The following is an 18259-nucleotide window of genomic DNA, read 5'->3' on the forward strand; positions in this document are numbered from 1 at the left end:
AAAGTACAGACTTAAAAAAAGAGGAAGTTTTCAAATTAAAACCAATTTAAATTTAATAAATAAGACGAACTTTGCAGGAGATTTTGAATCAAAAAAAGGATTTTAAAATTTTAAAGTATAAAATTATGGGGCGAAATAACGAAAGAAATATAAAAAAGCACAACGATAAATTGCACAAAGCGCAAGATAAAGTTAAGCAAGCGGAAATAGTTCGTAAAGAAAAATTGAAGCAAATTGTAAAAAAGTTTAATGAGAATAATACTCCCGATACTAACAAAATATAAGCAGCATGGATAAAAGTAAATTTGACGAAGTAAAAACAGGTGTTCAAGAAATAATTGATCTAATTGCAGAGAAAAACGCCAAAGATGCTGGTAATAAATTAGTGGAGGTAAGCGAAGAATTAGATGAATTATTAGATTTTGCGGAAGAAGACGAAGATTTAATGGAGGTTAGCAGGTATCAAGTATTATTGAATCAATTGCATCAAAGAATTGTTGGGCTTAATGGTCAAACAACATCTTCTAATTAATTTTTTTTAATATAACAATGATTTCAATCGAATGTTACTGCGGTTCCACTAAACAGTTTGAAGATTGTTGCGAACCCATAATTAAAGGCTCTGAAAAAGCGACAACTGCTGAAGCTCTCATGCGCTCCAGATATTCCGCTTATGCAGCACATCAAGCTGATTATTTGGTTGCAACCACTGATATTTCTCAGCGAAAACACTATACTAAAACGGAGATTTTAAATTGGGCCACGACTAATAAATGGCTCAAATTAGAAATTGTAAAGACCACCGAAAATACCGTAGAATTCAAAGCTTATTTTTCAGATAATGCGCTTCAAAACCATATTCATCACGAACTTTCTACTTTTACATTTGAAAATGGAAGTTGGTTTTATGTCGATGGACAGTTTTTTTGAGTTTAAAACCATGTAGTTTTAAATTTTCTTGTAGGTTGTGGTTCTTTTATCACCTTGTTTTGTGATCATTCGTTCGTCAACGGTTTTTTGCAAATCTGTACTAGCTGTTGCTGAAGATAAATCTTTAAATTAATTTAAATAATCTTTCCTTGTAAATTCATCAACACTACAATCTAAAAAAAAATAATTCTATCTTCATTTGAACGCTTTTTTGCTGAATTTTATAAAATTTCATGTAAAAATTGATTAATAATAGGCATCATATAGTAGATGAATATTGTTGATTTGCCTAATTTATTTGAAGCAGAAAGTGTATTATTGTATGCAGTTTGATTTTTTGAAATTAATGTTCCAAAAGGTAAAGATCCAAAAACTGGAAATTCGGACATTAAAATCAAAGTTTGCCACAATCGTCCCATTCTCCCGTTTCCATCCATAAGGGACGAATGAATTCCATTTCATAATGAAACATACAACTTTTAATTAATGAAATTTCAGGTTTCATTTAAAAGTTCAACAGCTTTCTAGCACATTTTTCCGCGTGAGTGATGGCAGTGGAAATCCTCCCGTTTTTCAGGGAGATTGAAACGGACAGCACGACCACGCTGAAACGCTAGTGGAAGCGCGGACACGCCCAAATTATTATGAAAAATACATTCTAGAACCGCATTTAACTAAAAATTAGTAAACGTTTGCCTGACGGACGCTGCAAAATGATGTAATTTTAAAGTCTATGGAAAACGTGAATAAAAAAGGGTTCTATTTTAAGCAATATGAAGCGCCATTTCAGTCCCCGTTTGATAAACTCTTTGGGATTTTTAAGGAGTTGATTACGCATACTTCGGGAGATTTTGATGAAGCGATCGACTGGTTGCGGGAATTAGACAAGGAATATAAACTCACCGATGAACATTATACCATTGATGATTTTATTGAAGATTTAAGGAAAAAAGGCTATATCCGTGACGAACTGAAAGAGGACGGAACTTCGGGAACTGGGATTACTGCCAAGACGGAGCGTGCGATTAGACAACAAGCGCTGGATACTATTTTTGGGAACTTGAAACGCTCTGGAAGTGGTAATCACAAAACGAAACATGCGGGAAGCGGAGACGAACACACGGGTGAGTTTCGGGAGTTTCATTTTGGAGATGGACTGGAACGAATTTCGTTGACTGAAAGTTTGCGCAACGCCCAGATCAATAACGGTGTTGAAGATTTTATGTTGACCGAAAATGATTTGGTTGTCGAGGAAACACAGTTTAAATCCCAGATGAGTACGGTTTTGATGATTGATATTAGCCACAGTATGATTTTGTATGGCGAGGATCGGATCACTCCTGCTAAAAAAGTAGCTATGGCGCTTGCTGAACTGATTACGACGCGTTATCCAAAAGATACTTTAGATATTTTAGTTTTTGGAAATGATGCGTGGACAATTCAGATCAGCGATTTACCTTATTTAAAAGTGGGTCCTTACCATACAAATACGGTTGCTGGTTTACAATTGGCCATGGATATTTTACGCCGAAAACGAAATACCAATAAACAAATTTTCATGATTACCGATGGGAAACCAAGTTGCGTGCGGGAGAAAGACGGTTCTTATTATATGAACAGTAACGGACTGGACGAATATATTGTGGATAAATGCTACAATCAGGCGCAAAAGGCTCGGAAATTACACATTCCCATTACTACCTTTATGATCGCTAATGATCCCTATTTGCAACAATTTGTGAATCATTTTACGGAGGCGAATCAAGGAAAAGCGTTTTATACTGGACTGAAAGGACTAGGAGAAATGATTTTTCAGGATTATGAAACAAATAGAAAGAAGAGGATTAAGTAGTGTTCAGTGCTCAGTTCTCAGTCGAGCAGTAGTAGATAGATGTAGAGTAATTGTATTGTCAATTGCAATCAAGTAAGAAAATATATTTATAGAATAGTATTAATAAAAAAGTAAAATACAATATTAATCTTGGTGAACGTAGCGTAAAAACCTTGTGAATCTTGTGGTTAAAAAATAATAAACATGAAAATAGAAAATATAAAAACACTCGGAGAATTAAAAAAATCAGGTTACGAAAGTAAAAGCATCAAAGATGAATTGCGTTCGAATTTGAGAGAAAAGATAAAAGCGGGAATACCAACTTTTGAAGGTGTTCACGGATTCGAAAACACCGTAATTCCAGAATTGGAACGAGCAATCTTGTCGCGTCACAATATTAACTTATTAGGTCTTCGTGGTCAAGCCAAAACGAGATTAGCACGTAAAATGGTAGAATTGCTTGATGAATACATTCCGTATGTGACTGGTTCAGAGATTAACGATGATCCATTCCAACCGATTTCGCGTTTTGCTAAAGACATAATTGAAATTAAAGGTGATGAAACCCCAATTTCGTGGTTGCATAGAAGTGATCGTTTCTTCGAGAAACTAGCTACGCCAGATGTTACTGTTGCGGATTTAATAGGTGATGTTGATCCTATAAAAGCAGCAAATTTGAAATTGTCCTATGCGGACGATCGCGTGATTCATTTCGGGATGATTCCGAGAGCGAATCGCTGTATTTTTGTAATCAATGAATTACCTGATTTACAAGCTCGAATCCAAGTAGCCTTATTTAATATTTTGCAAGAAGGCGATATCCAAATTAGAGGTTTTAAATTAAGAATGCCGCTGGATATGCAATTTGTTTTTACAGCAAACCCAGAAGATTATACGAATAGAGGAAGTATTGTAACACCGCTGAAAGATAGAATAGGTTCTCAAATCCTGACGCATTATCCTGACACTATCAAGATTGCAAGAACAATTACAGAGCAAGAAGCCAAGTTAGACTCTTTGCAAAATGATATGGTTTATGTGCCTTCTTTAGCGAGAGATTTACTGGAACAAGTGAGTTTTGAAGCGAGAGAAAGTGAATACATTGATAATAAGAGCGGAATTAGTGCTCGTTTGAGTATTACTGCTTTTGAGAATTTATTGAGTACTGCTGAGAGAAGAGCTTTGAAAAATGGAGAAGATAAAACAACCGTACGTTTATCTGACTTTATGGGGATTATTCCTGCAATTACAGGAAAAGTGGAATTAGTTTATGAAGGAGAACAAGAAGGAGCGGCTGTGGTGGCTCAGCATTTATTAGGTGATGCGATTCATACTTTTTTCCCTGCTTATTTTCCAAAAATTGAGAAATTAGAAAAACAAGATGAAAAAACACCTTATACGGATATTATCGAGTGGTTTTTTGCTGAAAGTGGTTTCGAATTATTAGATGATTGTACAGATGCCGAATATGAAAGAATCTTAGGCAGTATTGTTCCTCTTGAGATTTTAATCAAGAAATACCAACCACAACTCGAAAAAGAAGATAAATTCTTTATGAAAGAGTTCATTTTGTGGGCTTTGGTTGAATATAAAAAACTCAGTAAAGACCGCTTCTCAGAAGGATATCAATTCAAGGATATTTACGGTAGTTTTATCAGTAAACTATAATAGAAAAGGGTTTAGATTTATTTCTAAACCCTTTTTTAAATTTTAAGATAATATGATTCTAACCGCAGATTTGCAGATTTTTAATTTATATACTATATTCTAATAAAGATATTATTTTTAAATAAAACAATTTAATTTTTTGACCTGTAGAATAGTATTTTTAAAAATCAGCCAATCTTCGGTAAAAAATAATAATTTATATTTATTTAACAATCAGGTATTACCATTTTTTTTTATTCTACCTTGGCCCGTTGGCGGTATAAACAGTCAATGAAAATTGACATGGAAAATAATTTCGAGACTTTGATTGCCACTTATATTGAAAATAAAGTAGGCATATCAGAGCATTTTTTGAGTAACACTTTGGCGAATAACTTAAAGCTAAATTTAATTGCTCTCAACACCAAAAGTTTATTGGTAGAAGCAGGTATTGGAAACGCCGAAAAAGTATCATACGATGGAGCGATTCGGAGTGATTCTATTTACTGGTTGGATAAAAAACACAATAACGCATTCGAAAACGAATTCTTTGCTCAAATAGAAGAATTTATCCTTTATCTAAACCGAAGCTGTTTTGCTGGAATTACCGGTTATGAGTTTCATTATTCCCTTTACGAATCGGGTGATTTTTATTTAAAACACTTGGATCAATTCAAAAATAATCCCAGCCGAAAATACTCTATGATTAGCTATTTGAACGCCGATTGGCAAGAAAGTGACGGCGGTGAACTCCTAATTCATCAATTAGATAATAATCAAAAAATAGCGCCAACTCAAGGCAAAACCGTTTTCTTTAAAAGTGACGAATTAGTACATGAAGTTCTGGTTACACAAAATACTCGAATGAGCATTACAGGTTGGTTGAAAAGTGATTAATTTTTGTCTTTTGTCAAATCTAGCGCAGTTGAGATTTAGTTTTATTAGAAGTGCATTTAATTTCCTTTTAATCGAGTGACTATTTTTTGCAACAGTCGTTTTCCGTCTCTTTTATTTTTAGGAACTTCAGTAGCATGCATTTCGGAATTGTTTTGCACAAACTGATAACTGAAAGAAAATAGTGGGTTGCTTGGGTTGTCATTTAGCAGTCCGAACCGCAAATCGTTGAAATATAAATTTTCGTCTTTTTGTGAAATAATATACCAGCCTTCACTAGCTTTCTTGAGTTTTTCAAAATCGGCATTTCCTATTAAGCTTTTTTCTAAAGCGTTGTTTTTGCTATAAGCGACAAATGAAATAGGCTGGGTGTCAAAAAGGGAATAATCACTCAATAGATAATTGTTTGTAGTCGCTACGTTCGCATTCCACAAAATGAGGTTGAAAGCCGTAGGTTTTACAATGATTTCATTATACTGAATACCTTGTTTTGTCAATGCTTTTTCAAATTGAGATAACGCGTATAGTTTTATAAAACAAGATAAAAGTAAATACGAACTACTAATTAGTAAACCGCGCTTGATGTATTTATATCGAAGTGACTCTTTTTGCGTTTTCCATACTAAAACTAATGCGATAACTAGCGGTATGGTGTACAGCGGATCAATAACAAAAATAGTTTTTAAAGCGAAACGTTGTTCTAGTGGCCACAAGATTTGTGTTCCCCAGGAAGTAAACATATCTAACAATACGTGCGTAAACAAACCCCAAAAAGCCATGTTTGTGGCGGTAAAGAAGCTGATTTTGCCTTTTTCTACTTTTGAAATTAACCATCCAAATAATGGACTGATTAATAAAAAAAGAAAAAGAGAATGACTAATTCCCCGATGAATCAATAGCGCATCTACAGGATTTAAGAACATTCCAACTAGAACATCTAAGTCAGGCAATGTTCCTAAAATAGCACCGTACAAAAAGGTTTTATTTTTGAGTTGTTTGCCAGCACATACTTCGGAAACGGCGATTCCGAGAGCTATTTGAGTAAAAGAATCCATAATGCTAAAGTAAGTCTTATCGAGCGACTTCCCAATTTAAGTGTTCTAAATGTTTAGAAAATTTGAGTAAATAAATCTTTAATTTAGTGATCTTATAATTTTTTTTAGCCTGACATAAAAAGGACTAAAAAGATTTTAATCTGTGGAAGTCACAGTACCTCGGGGCAAAATTTTTAAACTTTTTCTTCAAACTTTAAGGCTTTTAGTGGTGAATAGTTTAAATTTCGAAAAGGACTATTTTTTAAGCAATAAACAGTATTTTTGGGTTCTAAAAATTTATTATGCTCTTTCTAATATTAAGTATTATTTGCAGTGTTACCGTAGGTGTAATTTTTAAAGTTTCTCGTAAATACAATGTGAATAATTCACAAATTGTTACTGCAAATTATTTGTTTGCTTTGATTCTATGTTATTTCTTCTTCAGTCCTGATTTGACTGTAGTAGGAAAAGAATCGCCATGGATTTTATATGCTGTTATTGGTTTATTATTGCCTTCGGTATTTTTATTTTTGGCAGCTTCTATAAAACACATGGGAATTGTAAAAACGGATGCCGCCCAGCGACTTTCGTTATTTATTCCTATTCTTGCAGCTTGGTTTATCTTCAAAGAAGATTTTAATTCATTAAAAATTACTGCATTTTTAATTGGATTACCAGCAATACTATTAATTCTAGCAAAACCGTCTGAAAACACTAAAAATAAATGGATTTATCCCACTGTCGTCTTACTAGGTTTCGGATTAATAGATATCCTATTTAAACAAATTGCATTGTACACCACTTTACCTTATACAACTTCGCTATTTGTTGTTTTTAGTATTGCGCTGCTAATTATGGTTGCCGTAGTTATCTATGAATTGATTAGTACTAAAGCGCGTTTACAAATGAAAAATATCGCATTTGGAGGTTTAGTAGGTGTTTTTAATTTTGGTAATATTCTTTTCTACTTAAAAGCGCATCAGGCATTTGTTGAAAATCCTTCGACTGTTTTTGCGGGTATGAATATGGGCGTCATTATTCTAGGAAGTTTGATTGGTGTTTTTGTATTTAAAGAAAAACTGACCAAGATGAATTACGCAGGTCTTGCCCTAGCTTTGCTAGCTATTATTCTAATAGTACTCTCGCAAATGAAATAAGATATAGAAAAAATTTTGTTTTAAACCTGTATTTTTCAGCACTATGTGAACTTAAATTTAAAATTTCTTATTAAATGGTTTTTAAAAAAAAAGTCGTTATTTTCTCCTTAAAACTAGACTTTTATTTTCTCTAATTCCAAATAAATATGGTCCATTTCTTTTTTAAGCTCCACTATTTGATTGTTGGCGATATCAATTTCTTTCATGCTAGCGTTAATATCATTTTCTCTTTCGCTATCTGATCTTAAAAAATGAAAATCTTGGGCTTTTGCTAGCTTATCTTTAGCTTGATTCAAACTACTTACAGCAACAAAAAGCTGCTGTTGAACTTCTACAAGTTGGCTATTAAGAGAAACCTTTCGTTCTTTTAATACTCGCTCAAATTCTAGTTTTTCTTGTTCAATTTTCTGGGCTTTTTCATCCTGAATTCGTTTTTCTTCTAATTCACGCTGTTGATTTTCTTTTTCAGTTTTTAAGTTTTGTTGCTCTAATTGAACGCTCCTTTGATTTTGAAAAAAGCTAATTCCAGCCGTAGCTATAACTAGTACTAAAATTGAAACTACTATATAAAAAAGCGTTTTATCTAATCCCATAATTTTAGGATCAGGCTTTTCTTCATCAGCTTCTAAAAATGTTTGAGGCTCTAGATTTTGAGTAATTGGAAATCCTCTAAGTGGTGGTGGAATAATTACGAATAAATTTTGTAATTCTAGCACATCTCCTGCATACTTCCAATCTTCCATGCCTGCACACCATACAGGAGTAGATTTTGTAATTAATTTGGCTTTCAGTTGGTCGCTATCAAATGGTCCAGTGCTGCCCGTACCATCGTGTATGTAATACAAATTCATTTAGTTGTACTTATTATTATCCAATGTCAAAAGTACAAAACAATTTTATTTATTAATTGTAAAAGAAATTTTCAGTTACAGTTTTGTTTTTCCATAAACTCTTGCAATATAATTTCCGTTTAAAAATGCTATCGGATCAATTTGGCTTTGAAGTATAATGCCAGTAAGAGAGGATTCTAGCAAGAGCTGTGCTGCTTGCGCTAATGGAGCGGCAGTTGTAATTTGAATGGCTCTTAATGTATGTTTTCCTACTATTTGCGGAAGAATACGTTTTGAAATTTCGCGTCGTCGCAACATTCCCGTCGAATCTCTTCCTTCTACTGCAGCATACAAAACAATTTGGTCATCTTCGATAGTAGGTACTATTTGCTGCATTTGTTGTTGCAATTCATTTATTGCATCTTCTTTGTTTTCTAAATTAGAAAGTAACTCGTCAATCCAAGTATAATGACCCGGATGTCTTAGTGTTTTGTAATCAAGCGACCTAACTTTCCCTTGTAGCGCGTCAGGCAAATCAGCTGCGCCACCTGAAGTTAGAGCCTCTTCATAAGCAATACCTTCAATAATAATAGTCGCTCTTTCTGACAATGAAGGAAGTTTTATTTTTGAAAAATCACGAAGAACAACGGTATCTTTGAGATATTCTGTGGTAACACCTATAGGACTCCATGTGAATCCATAATAATGCGGAGCAACGGCATTAGTGGTTAGTGCACCGACCTTAAATTCCAATTTATCTACTTTTTCAACCTCATAATCATTACAAAATTGCTGAAAAAGACCATTGGCCAGTAAATCAATATAACCAGGTGCTAAGCCGGTTTGAAGTAGAAAGCCTGTGTTAGCATTTTTTGCCAACGATTTTATAGCTTCCGTTTCTGCAACATATTCTGTTAGATTGGCGTAATGTAAATTAAAATCTTTCGCAAACTGTGCTATCCTTGGTGCTTGACTTCCAGGCAGACAGTCAAGAATAATATCGCCTTGCATTAATATTGACTTCATTTCATCGGTTAAGTCTTTTTCATGCAGATGAAAATCGTGTATGTTACCAGACTTTGATGTTCCTTTTTGAATCCAATGCACTACTTGATTTGCTTTTGAATGGTTTCTGTCGCCAATGAAAAGAGTAGGAGTGACATCACTCCATTCCATTAGTATTAAACCAACAGCTTCTGCTATTCCGCCAGCTCCCGCTATAATTATATTGTGATGCTTTTTCATACTTTAAAGATAAGGATTTTATTGTTTTAAGAAATTTTTGCTTTAGCATAAATATTTTACAAATTAGTTTCTGGTCGTAATACGCTGCATTTTATTGGTTTTAAAAGAAGTAAGAAACTTTATTTTAAGAAAAATAGTATAAAAGTAAAAAACCAAATTTAATTATATAGAAATTTTATACAAACTGATTATATAATGATTTTTCAATTGTATGTAAGCCGCTCAGACCTTGGTTTTATTAAATATTTGAGAAGTAATAAAATTAATTTAGAAGACATTTATTAATTAATTAGGCAGTTGATCCTTTCCTTATATAATAATGTGATAAATAGGATGTTTTCTAAATTTATTGCAAAAAAATGCACTTAATCCCATCCGTGAAAACAACAATAATTACTTTTTTAACATAATAATTAAGTAATTAAAATTTTAATTAAGTTTTAAATAAATAATAAAATGAAAATGACTAATAATTTAATTAATAAAATTATTTAATAACTTGTTCTTTGTTTTAAATATTTTTATATATTTGCTTATCAATATTAATTTTTAACATATAATTAGTACTGATTCAAAAACTTATTTAAACTTTTAGAATAAAATAGTTTACTAAATAAAAACGAAAATCTGCTAGTCGATACACGAAAGACCATGATAGATTTTATAAAATAAAAATTAATGAGCTCGTCTCATTTTGATTAAATATGATCTTACTTTCCTTAAAAATAGCATGTAGTTCTTTTTATTCTATTATCTGAATAAACTGGAAAGTAAGAGAATAGAAGTTACGAGAATAATAAAGTATTAACCAACCTTCAAAAAATTATGAAAATTTTTTCTAAAAACAAGCCAAGAGATTTATGGTATGATTCGCCAGCCAGGGGAACAACAAAACTAGCTACTGTTTTGTTGACGGCTTTAACGGTTCAACTTTCAACAGCAGCGACGACTGACAAAGTATCGCTTTTTGAAAGTAGACTAGTTTCAAAAACGGGAACAACAGTTTTCAATGCGAGTTTTATCCAGAAGAAAATTACTGGAAAAGTATTAGATTCAGGCGGATTGCCTATTCCTGGTGCAAACATTGTAGCAAAAGGTAGCACTGCTTCGACACAAACTGACTTTGATGGTAACTTTAGTATTGATGTACCAGCTAATGTTACCAAACTTATTGTTTCTTATATTGGAATGGAATCACAAGAAGTAAGCATTGGAAAATCACCACTTACTATTACATTAAAAGAGTCTGGCGAAAGTTTAGATGAAGTCGTAATTGTGGGCTATGGAACACAAAAGAGATCAAAAATAACAGGATCTGTATCAAAATTAGATAACAAAGTATTACAAACAGGTGTGCGTTCTAATCCAGCTTCTGCCTTAGCAGGAACAATTCCTGGATTAAGAGTACAACAGTCATCAGGACGACCTGGAGCTGTACCTTCTATTGTATTGCGTGGAGGTACAAATTATGATGGATCTGGTTCACCACTTGTTATGGTAGATGGTTTTATTAGAGCGGGTTTTAGTGAAATTAGTCAAGATGATATTGCTTCAATTGAAGTATTAAAAGATGCATCTGCGACTGCTATCTATGGTGCAAGAGCTAATAACGGTGTGATTTTGATAACGACTAAAAAAGGAAAGAATGGTACGTCTAACATCACTATTAATTCAAAAGTAGGTATTAATACACTTAATATTCCTTTTGATTTCTTAGATGCTAAAGACTATTTATATTGGTCTAGAAAAGCCATTGAAACTTCTGGAAAGTATGATGCTGGAAGACTGACGCAACTAAATGGTATTGGTCCTTTTGGAACTGGGAATGTTTACAAAGATGTTAACGGAAATATTCTTGACGGAAACAAAGTAAATACTGCAGTATGGAGTCCAATGTTTAGAAATCCGATAAATGAGGAATTGTTGTCGCAAGGTTGGCAATCTATGATTGATCCTTTAAAGACTAATGCTCTTGGAGCCTACGATTTAAATGGAACCAATAAAGAAATCATTTATAAGGATTTTAACTATAAAGATTACGCATTACGACCACAAGGATTAACTAAGGATTATAGTATTAATATGACTGGCGGTAATGAAAAAGGAAATTATTACGCTAGTATAGGCTCCTTTGACGAGCAAGGATTGCCGATAAATACTTTCTATAAAAGGTTGACTTTTGTTTTCAATGGGGAATATAAAATCAAGCCTTGGCTAACATCTACTTCTAGCATTAATTTTGCTGATGCTAAATGGAGAGATTCTCAAACAGCTGGTGAAGGTAATTATTTAACTCGTGCTTTAGGAGCACCTCCTACAATGAGAGGAACAAACGCGAATGGCGATTTGTTAGTAGGGCGTGATTCGCAAGATGGAAATCCTGCTGTTAACGATGATAAATTCATCCGCAATAATACTACAGATAAATTTACACTTTCGCAATCATTCAAGTTTGATATCTTAAAGAATTTAAGTTTTAGCACAAGTGCGAACTGGTTTTATAGTTATGGATATAATGAAGCTTTCAATAAAGATTTTTTATCTAGCCCAGGAAATACAAATAAAACTAGATCTTCAAGTGCTGGTTACTCAAGAGATTTTAGCCAGACCTATAATGGTGCTTTAAATTACAATACAAAGTTTTTAGATAAAAACAATATTAGTGTAATGATTGGATCTGAATATTATGACATTTATCAAAATGGATTATCAGCTTCTGGATCTGGTGCACCATCAGATGATTTCATGGATTTAGAATACACTAGTGGCGATAAAGACAGAAGGAATATTGATACCTATCACCAACGTCAACGTATTTTATCATTCTTTTCTCGTGTAAATTATGATTATGATGACAAGTACTTAATGACTTTAACGGTAAGACGTGATGGTTATTCTCGATTATTAAACAATCGTTGGGGTAATTTCCCGGGAATATCTGTAGGGTGGAACATGCACAAAGAAAATTTCTTTAGTGGGATTTCTGATGTTGTAAATACGTTAAAACTAAGAGCTAGTTATGGTCAAAATGCTAATGTTAGCGGTATAGGTGCCTACCAGTTACAAGGAAGATATAATTCAGGAAAGTATGATGGTATATTAGGATATCAAGCAGGTGGACTTCCTTTTCCAGACTTAAAATGGGAACGTTCTTCTACTTATGAAGTGGGAGTAGATACACGATTGTTTAGTAAATTAGATCTTTCTTTTGCATTTTATGATAGAGAAACAAATGATAAAATCTCTACTTTCCAGCTTCCAGTTACCTCTGGTATTACTCAAATCACAACAAACTTAGGTAGTTTTCAAAACAAAGGAGTGGAGTTAGATTTAAATTATAGTGCAGTTAGAACCCAAGATTGGTCATTAGATATTAATACTAATTTCGCTACCAATACGAATAAAATTTTAAAATTACCAAACAATGGTTTAGAGAATAATAGAATTGGTGGAAGCCAAGTTTATGATGATAAAGGTAATCTTGTTTGGGTTGGTGGTTTTCAAGAAGGACAAGATCCTAATCAAGCCTATGCTTATGTTGCTGAGGGAATTATTAGAACACAGGCAGATCTAGATTCATATGCTTTGCAATTAAGAGATTTATTAGGAGCAAGAACTCTAGTTCATCCAGATGTTTTCAACGCAATGACTCCTGCTCAAAAAGCATTGCATTACCCAATCGCTTTAGGAGATGTAAAATGGAAAGATGTAAATGGTGATGGTATCATTAACAGTTATGATAGAGAATATATGGGACGCACTGTTCCTAAAATGACTGGTGGTTTTGGCTTTACAGCTAGATACAAGTCATTCACATTGAGTAGCCGTTTAGATTATGCTTTAGGTTTTGTTCAATACGATGGTCCTACGACTTGGTTCTTGAGTAATGCACAAGGAACTTTCAACACAATACAAGATGTAAAAAACACTTGGACGCCTGAAAATCCGAATGCAAAATACCCAACATATTACTGGGCTGATCAATTATACAAGAACAATACTTTCCGTACTTCAAGTATGTTTTACAACAAAGCCGATTATTTAGCTTTCCGTGAAGTTAATTTAAGCTACTCTTTACCATCTGAACTACTGAGCAAAGCAAAGATTGAAGGAATAAAATTGACTTTAACTGGACAAAATTTAGGATACTTAAGTAAATCTACTTTATTTTCTCCAGAGGCAACAGAAAATGGAACATCTGTAGGTGGAGGGTATCCGCTACCTCGCACTGTAATATTTGGTATTCAAATTATATTATAAAATTATGAAAAAGATAGTATTAGGATTTGCATTATTAACGTTATCCTTGACGTTTAATGCTTGCGACAATTTAGATTTAGCTCCAGAGGATTATTACGCTAGTGGTAGCTTTTGGAAAACTAGCACACAGGTAGATGGGGCAATGGTTGGTTTACACAATCAATTAAGAGGGTACCAATTTACTTTGTACACTTTAGGAGAACTTAGAGGAGGGACATTAAGGACTGGAACTAGTTTTACAGGTTCTGCGTCTTTGAACTCAAGTGGAATTATTAGTCAAGACATAAGAGAATCGGCTACTGGAATTTCAGGTTGGTCAGGATTTTATAGTGCGATTTTTCAGGTAAATAACTTTATCTATCAAGTAGAAAAAGCTGACTATCTAGTTGCAGCTGATAAAAGTTATTATTTAGGCCAAGCTTATGGTTTAAGAGCTTTTTATTATTTCCAATTGTACCGTACATATGGTAGAGTGCCATTGGCCAAAGAACCTAAAGTGGTCATTAGCACGCCAAGTACAGTTCAAGATGCTTACTTGCCGCGTACCGTTACTGAGAAAGAAACTTTAGATTTTATCAAAGAGGATATTGAAAAGTCAGTGACTAATTTTGCAGGAATTTATACTACTAAAATGCAAAAAGCACAATGGTCGTTAGCTGCAACTCAAATGCTAAAAGGAGAAGTGTATTTATGGTCAGCAAAAGTTAAAATTGATGGAGCAAATCCTACTACAACTGTTGCGGACTTAATTACTGCTAGAGCGGCAATCGAGGCAATTATACCAAAATACAGCTTACAATCTAGTTTTGCTAATGTATTCAACTCTGCTGCAACATCATCTATTAAAGGAAATAATGAAATTATTTTTGCTTTGCGATATGGTCAAGGGGAGGCTACTAATAACTACAGCCAATTTATCTATGCAATTTCAGATGCTTTGACAGGTTATGTAGATGATAAAGGTGTCGCTATTCCTGCTGCTGATCCTTTGAAAGTTAATGGCGGTGGAACGATTATTCGTTATGAGTACAAGTATGATTTGTACGCTAAATACGATGCTGCAGACACAAGAGCTAATGTGACTTTCTTGAATTTTAACAAAGGAACATTGCAAGCTACTAACCTTCGTAAATTCATAGGAACAGTAGTTGAGGGAGCTCGTTCTTTCTCAGATGATTTTCCAATCTATCGTTTAGCGGAGGCTCAGTTGCTGTTAGCTGAAATTAAAAACAAACAAGGACAAGATCCTTCTGCTGAAATTAACGCAATCAGAACGCGTGCTTATGCAGGTAGCGTTGCGCCAGTTTTTGTAAACGGATCATTTGAACAAAACGAGATTGCTATTTTTAATGAAAGACAAAAAGAGTTTGTAGCTGAAGGTAAAATATGGTACGATTTACGTCGTATGCAAGATGCTTCAGGAAATCCTCTTGCTTTCAGAAAAGATTTAAACTTAATAGGCGTACTAGATAATATAGCAGGTCAAAACCATAAATTATTGTGGCCAATTGATTTATCTACATTAAATAGTGACGAAACTTTAAAGGGACAACAAAATCCTGGATATAGTGGAACGTAAGTTTCTATAATGAACAAAGCCGGCAAAGTATTCATAATTATTTTGCCGGTTTTTTTTACTCTAAAATTTAGTTTTTTTCTCGGTTGAGTTACTAAAATTCAGTAGCATTAAAAATGTAATCGAATGATTTGCTTTAGCTCTGATTACCTTGCTGTTAGCCTTACTAAAAATCACATAAAAAAAGTGTTATAAAAAATGTGCGAATCTGAAGTATTATAAATAATTATCCGATTTTCTTGAGTTATAAAACCTGATTAGCTTTAAGAAAAATATAGTAAGTTTGTAAATAATTACCTCTAAATTGTAAAAAACTATAAAAAATGAGTTTAAAAGATTTATTAGACGCTAGTAGTGACAATAGCCTTTCGGGGCAAAAGTGGCACATGTTGAGACAATCAATTGTAAAACACTTATTGTCTTCCGGAAATGCTACAATAGCAGAATTAGGTTCGGAACTACAATCCAGTGTTCCTACAGTTACTAAAGCGGTCAATGAATTACTGACTGAAGGATATGTAGTAGATATGGGGAAAATCACTAATAGTGGTGGAAGACGACCTTCTTTATATAGTATCAATCCCACATGTGCATATTTTTTAGGAATTGAAGTAGGTCGCAGTAGCATGTCTATAGGATTACAAAATATAAAAAATGAATTTGTAAGTATTGAATTAGGAGCTTCGTTTGTTTTAGAAAATACACAAGAATCCTTACTTGAATTATGCAACTTAATAAATTTATTTGTTGAAGATAGTTTAGTTGATAAAAAAATGATCGTTGGTGCTTGTATCAATTTATCAGGCCGTATAAATACAATGGAAGGATTCAGTTATAACTTTTTTTTCAGTGAAAACCGACCTTTAAACGAAATCATATCAGAGCAATTGGATTTACCTGTTCGACTAGAAAATGATACCAGAGCAATGGCTTTTGGAGAATATCATGAGGGCGTTGTTGATGAAGAACAAAATGTAATCTATGTCAACTACGGTTGGGGTGTAGCAATTGGAATAATTACTGACGGAAACTTGTATTATGGAAAGTCAGGTTATGCGGGAGAATTTGGTCACAGTAATATTTTCGACAATGGAATCATATGCCAATGTGGTAAAATGGGTTGTTTAGAAACCGAGATATCGGGTTGGGCATTAGTGAATCAGTTCAAAGAAGCAATTTCTGCAGGAAAACAATCTAAAGTGGTGTTAGATGATAACTCAAAAAGCTTGCAACATCACGCTATAATTATGGGGGCTTTACAACAGGAAGATTCTTTGTGTGTAGAGTTAGTTTCTAAACAAAGTGAAAAAATGGGGCGCTACTTGTCTATGATTCTTAATATTTTCAATCCAGAGTTACTTGTTGTTGGTGGTGACTTCTCATTATTGGGTGGTTATGTACTTTTACCAATTCAATCTGCCTTAAAAAAATACTCATTAGGATTAGTTAATAGAGATGTGAAATTAAAGAAATCTAGTTTAGGCGCTCGTGCAGGTGTTATTGGTGCCTGCTGTGTTGTAAAAGAAAAAATGCTCACTGCTCTAGTTAACTAAAATTATCTTTTCTTTTGTTATTAAATTTTTTTAATAAATCGACTTGTATTATTAAAATATTTTGTAAGTTTACCTTTTGATAGTTCTAAATAAATTTTAAAGTGCTGGAGATCTTATTCTTTTCCGTTTTTTTTGCTAAAAGTAATCTAGAAAACGGTTTACGAAAATGCGATTAAATTTCTGAAACTATACTATTAAAAATAGGATTTAGAGTGGAATGCCTCTAGTCCTAAAAATAGTTAAGATTAACGCTAATTGTATCACCACGCACATTTTTATTTTATCAATTTAATAATTTATTAGTCAGACTAAGTTTTTTAGTTTTTAGTCTTCACTTAATCTAAAAAAAAATCTTAAAAATATATATTATGAAAATTCAACACTTACAAGGTCTTATTTCTGCTCCATTTACACCATTTGATAGCAACGGGAAATTAGATGTTAGTTTAATTCCTGGGTACTATTCTTTTTTAAAACAAAACGGAATAACGGGAGCTTTTATTAATGGTTCAACAGGTGAAGGAGTTTCTACAACCATGGCGGAAAAGAAAGCAGTAGCACAAGCTTGGGCAGACTGTAGTAATCATGATGCCGACTTTAAAGTAATGGCTTTTTTAGCAGGTACTTGTCTTGATGATTGTATCGAGTTAGCTAAACATGCTTACGAAATTGGTTTATACGCTGTTTCACTGACAGGTCCTTTTTATTTTAAACCTGCAAATATAGATATGCTTGCTGAAGTATGTATCAAAGTTGGAAAAGAAGTGCCAAATATGCCTGTTTATTACTATCATATTCCAGTTTTGACCGGAGTTAACTTTCCGATGTTTGATCTAGTGAGAGCACTAGATGGTAAGCTTCCCAATTTTGCTGGAGTAAAATATACCCATGAAGATTTTATGGATTTCCAAAGTTGCATGACGTATGCTGATGGTAAGTACGATATGCTTTGGGGACGTGATGAAAATATGCTTTCAGCTTTAGTATTAGGAGCAAAAGGTGCTGTAGGAAGCACTTTTAATTATGCAGCTCCATTGTATTACGATTTGATTGATGCATTCAATGCCAATGATTTGGTTAAAGCTCGTGTTTTACAACAAAAATCCATTGACATGATTCGTTTGTTAGGGAAATATGGCGGAATCTCAGTTGGTAAAGCATACATGAAAATGGTAGGATTCAATTTAGGTGAATTCAGATTGCCTGTAAAAAACATGAGTGATGAACAATTTGAATTATTCAAAAAAGATGTAGCAAGTTTAAATTTTGATGAATATAAGTCAAAATAATTGTAATTATTGA

Annotated in this window: 15 protein-coding genes; 11 read left to right on the top strand and 4 right to left on the bottom strand. The window is 33.3% G+C overall.

Translation table 11 applies throughout. The features are described from left to right. Positions 1-125 precede the first annotated feature (125 nt). From LNP27_RS11160 to LNP27_RS11170, 3 genes are read left to right on the top strand one after another with little or no spacing between them, the layout of a single operon-like run. The gene (locus LNP27_RS11160) at positions 126-284 is read left to right on the top strand and encodes a hypothetical protein (protein WP_229941677.1); all 159 of its coding nucleotides are present in this window, start codon (positions 126-128) and stop codon (positions 282-284) included. A 5-nt stretch (positions 285-289) separates the two neighbouring features. Then, positions 290-532 (top strand): hypothetical protein, encoded by a 243-nt coding sequence (locus LNP27_RS11165; protein ID WP_229941678.1) that lies wholly within the window; start codon positions 290-292, stop codon positions 530-532. A 17-nt stretch (positions 533-549) separates the two neighbouring features. Then, a complete protein-coding gene (locus tag LNP27_RS11170; RefSeq protein ID WP_229941679.1) occupies positions 550-930 on the top strand; it encodes a YchJ family protein in 381 nt (126 codons plus the stop codon). Positions 931-1151: 221 nt separating this feature from the next. Here LNP27_RS11170 and LNP27_RS11175 read toward each other — a convergent pair whose 3' ends face one another. Then, the gene (locus tag LNP27_RS11175) at positions 1152-1319 is read right to left on the bottom strand and encodes a hypothetical protein (protein WP_229941680.1); all 168 of its coding nucleotides are present in this window, start codon (positions 1317-1319) and stop codon (positions 1152-1154) included. Positions 1320-1663: 344 nt separating this feature from the next. Here LNP27_RS11175 and LNP27_RS11180 point away from each other — a divergent pair, with 344 nt between their 5' ends. The 3 genes from LNP27_RS11180 (at position 1664) to LNP27_RS11190 (ending at position 5305) form a co-directional block, all read left to right on the top strand. Beyond that, the gene (locus tag LNP27_RS11180; protein WP_229941681.1) at positions 1664-2782 is read left to right on the top strand and encodes a vWA domain-containing protein; all 1119 of its coding nucleotides are present in this window, start codon (positions 1664-1666) and stop codon (positions 2780-2782) included. A 183-nt stretch (positions 2783-2965) separates the two neighbouring features. Then, entirely contained in the window at positions 2966-4429 is a 1464-nt protein-coding gene (locus LNP27_RS11185; protein WP_229941682.1) for an AAA family ATPase, read from the top strand. A 270-nt stretch (positions 4430-4699) separates the two neighbouring features. Beyond that, complete coding sequence (locus LNP27_RS11190; protein ID WP_229941683.1) at positions 4700-5305, top strand: 2OG-Fe(II) oxygenase; 606 nt, start codon at positions 4700-4702, stop codon at positions 5303-5305. Between the two features lie 56 nt (positions 5306-5361). Here the strand turns inward: LNP27_RS11190 and LNP27_RS11195 are convergent, their stop codons facing one another. Continuing rightward, entirely contained in the window at positions 5362-6357 is a 996-nt protein-coding gene (locus tag LNP27_RS11195; RefSeq protein WP_229941684.1) for a metal-dependent hydrolase, read from the bottom strand. A gap of 281 nt (positions 6358-6638) precedes the next feature. Between LNP27_RS11195 and LNP27_RS11200 the strand changes: the two genes are divergently transcribed. Then, positions 6639-7493, top strand: a complete 855-nt coding sequence (locus LNP27_RS11200; protein ID WP_229941685.1) for an EamA family transporter — start codon at positions 6639-6641, stop codon at positions 7491-7493. 113 nt (positions 7494-7606) lie between these two features. Here LNP27_RS11200 and LNP27_RS11205 read toward each other — a convergent pair whose 3' ends face one another. Beyond that, the gene (locus tag LNP27_RS11205) at positions 7607-8344 is read right to left on the bottom strand and encodes a GYF domain-containing protein (RefSeq protein WP_229941686.1); all 738 of its coding nucleotides are present in this window, start codon (positions 8342-8344) and stop codon (positions 7607-7609) included. A gap of 75 nt (positions 8345-8419) precedes the next feature. Next, positions 8420-9568, bottom strand: coding sequence for a saccharopine dehydrogenase family protein (locus LNP27_RS11210; RefSeq protein ID WP_229941687.1), 1149 nt, complete (start codon positions 9566-9568; stop codon positions 8420-8422). Positions 9569-10393: 825 nt separating this feature from the next. Here LNP27_RS11210 and LNP27_RS11215 point away from each other — a divergent pair. The 4 genes from LNP27_RS11215 to LNP27_RS11230 all read left to right on the top strand — a co-directional run bounded on the left by LNP27_RS11215 (position 10394) and on the right by LNP27_RS11230 (position 18246). Then, positions 10394-13828, top strand: a complete 3435-nt coding sequence (locus LNP27_RS11215) for a SusC/RagA family TonB-linked outer membrane protein (RefSeq protein ID WP_229941688.1) — start codon at positions 10394-10396, stop codon at positions 13826-13828. A gap of 4 nt (positions 13829-13832) precedes the next feature. After that, positions 13833-15407 carry a RagB/SusD family nutrient uptake outer membrane protein gene (locus tag LNP27_RS11220; protein ID WP_229941689.1) on the top strand — a complete coding sequence of 525 codons (1575 nt, stop codon included), beginning with the start codon at positions 13833-13835 and terminating at the stop codon, positions 15405-15407. A gap of 320 nt (positions 15408-15727) precedes the next feature. Beyond that, complete coding sequence (locus LNP27_RS11225; protein WP_229941690.1) at positions 15728-16957, top strand: ROK family transcriptional regulator; 1230 nt, start codon at positions 15728-15730, stop codon at positions 16955-16957. Between the two features lie 368 nt (positions 16958-17325). Continuing rightward, the gene (locus tag LNP27_RS11230) at positions 17326-18246 is read left to right on the top strand and encodes a dihydrodipicolinate synthase family protein (protein WP_229941691.1); all 921 of its coding nucleotides are present in this window, start codon (positions 17326-17328) and stop codon (positions 18244-18246) included. Positions 18247-18259 lie beyond the last annotated feature (13 nt).

The sequence above is a fragment of the Flavobacterium galactosidilyticum genome (genome assembly GCF_020911945.1).
Classification (GTDB): Bacteria; Bacteroidota; Bacteroidia; order Flavobacteriales; family Flavobacteriaceae; genus Flavobacterium; species Flavobacterium galactosidilyticum.

Excerpts from the sequence above, each read along its gene's own strand:
- LNP27_RS11160 (WP_229941677.1), top strand. The coding sequence starts at position 126 with ATGGGGCGAAATAACGAAAGAAATATAAAAAAGCACAACGATAAATTG.
- LNP27_RS11165 (WP_229941678.1), top strand. The coding sequence starts at position 290 with ATGGATAAAAGTAAATTTGACGAAGTAAAAACAGGTGTTCAAGAAATA.
- LNP27_RS11170 (WP_229941679.1), top strand. The coding sequence starts at position 550 with ATGATTTCAATCGAATGTTACTGCGGTTCCACTAAACAGTTTGAAGAT.
- LNP27_RS11175 (WP_229941680.1), bottom strand. The coding sequence starts at position 1,319 with ATGTCCGAATTTCCAGTTTTTGGATCTTTACCTTTTGGAACATTAATT.
- LNP27_RS11180 (WP_229941681.1), top strand. The coding sequence starts at position 1,664 with ATGGAAAACGTGAATAAAAAAGGGTTCTATTTTAAGCAATATGAAGCG.
- LNP27_RS11185 (WP_229941682.1), top strand. The coding sequence starts at position 2,966 with ATGAAAATAGAAAATATAAAAACACTCGGAGAATTAAAAAAATCAGGT.
- LNP27_RS11190 (WP_229941683.1), top strand. The coding sequence starts at position 4,700 with ATGAAAATTGACATGGAAAATAATTTCGAGACTTTGATTGCCACTTAT.
- LNP27_RS11195 (WP_229941684.1), bottom strand. The coding sequence starts at position 6,357 with ATGGATTCTTTTACTCAAATAGCTCTCGGAATCGCCGTTTCCGAAGTA.
- LNP27_RS11200 (WP_229941685.1), top strand. The coding sequence starts at position 6,639 with ATGCTCTTTCTAATATTAAGTATTATTTGCAGTGTTACCGTAGGTGTA.
- LNP27_RS11205 (WP_229941686.1), bottom strand. The coding sequence starts at position 8,344 with ATGAATTTGTATTACATACACGATGGTACGGGCAGCACTGGACCATTT.
- LNP27_RS11210 (WP_229941687.1), bottom strand. The coding sequence starts at position 9,568 with ATGAAAAAGCATCACAATATAATTATAGCGGGAGCTGGCGGAATAGCA.
- LNP27_RS11215 (WP_229941688.1), top strand. The coding sequence starts at position 10,394 with ATGAAAATTTTTTCTAAAAACAAGCCAAGAGATTTATGGTATGATTCG.
- LNP27_RS11220 (WP_229941689.1), top strand. The coding sequence starts at position 13,833 with ATGAAAAAGATAGTATTAGGATTTGCATTATTAACGTTATCCTTGACG.
- LNP27_RS11225 (WP_229941690.1), top strand. The coding sequence starts at position 15,728 with ATGAGTTTAAAAGATTTATTAGACGCTAGTAGTGACAATAGCCTTTCG.
- LNP27_RS11230 (WP_229941691.1), top strand. The coding sequence starts at position 17,326 with ATGAAAATTCAACACTTACAAGGTCTTATTTCTGCTCCATTTACACCA.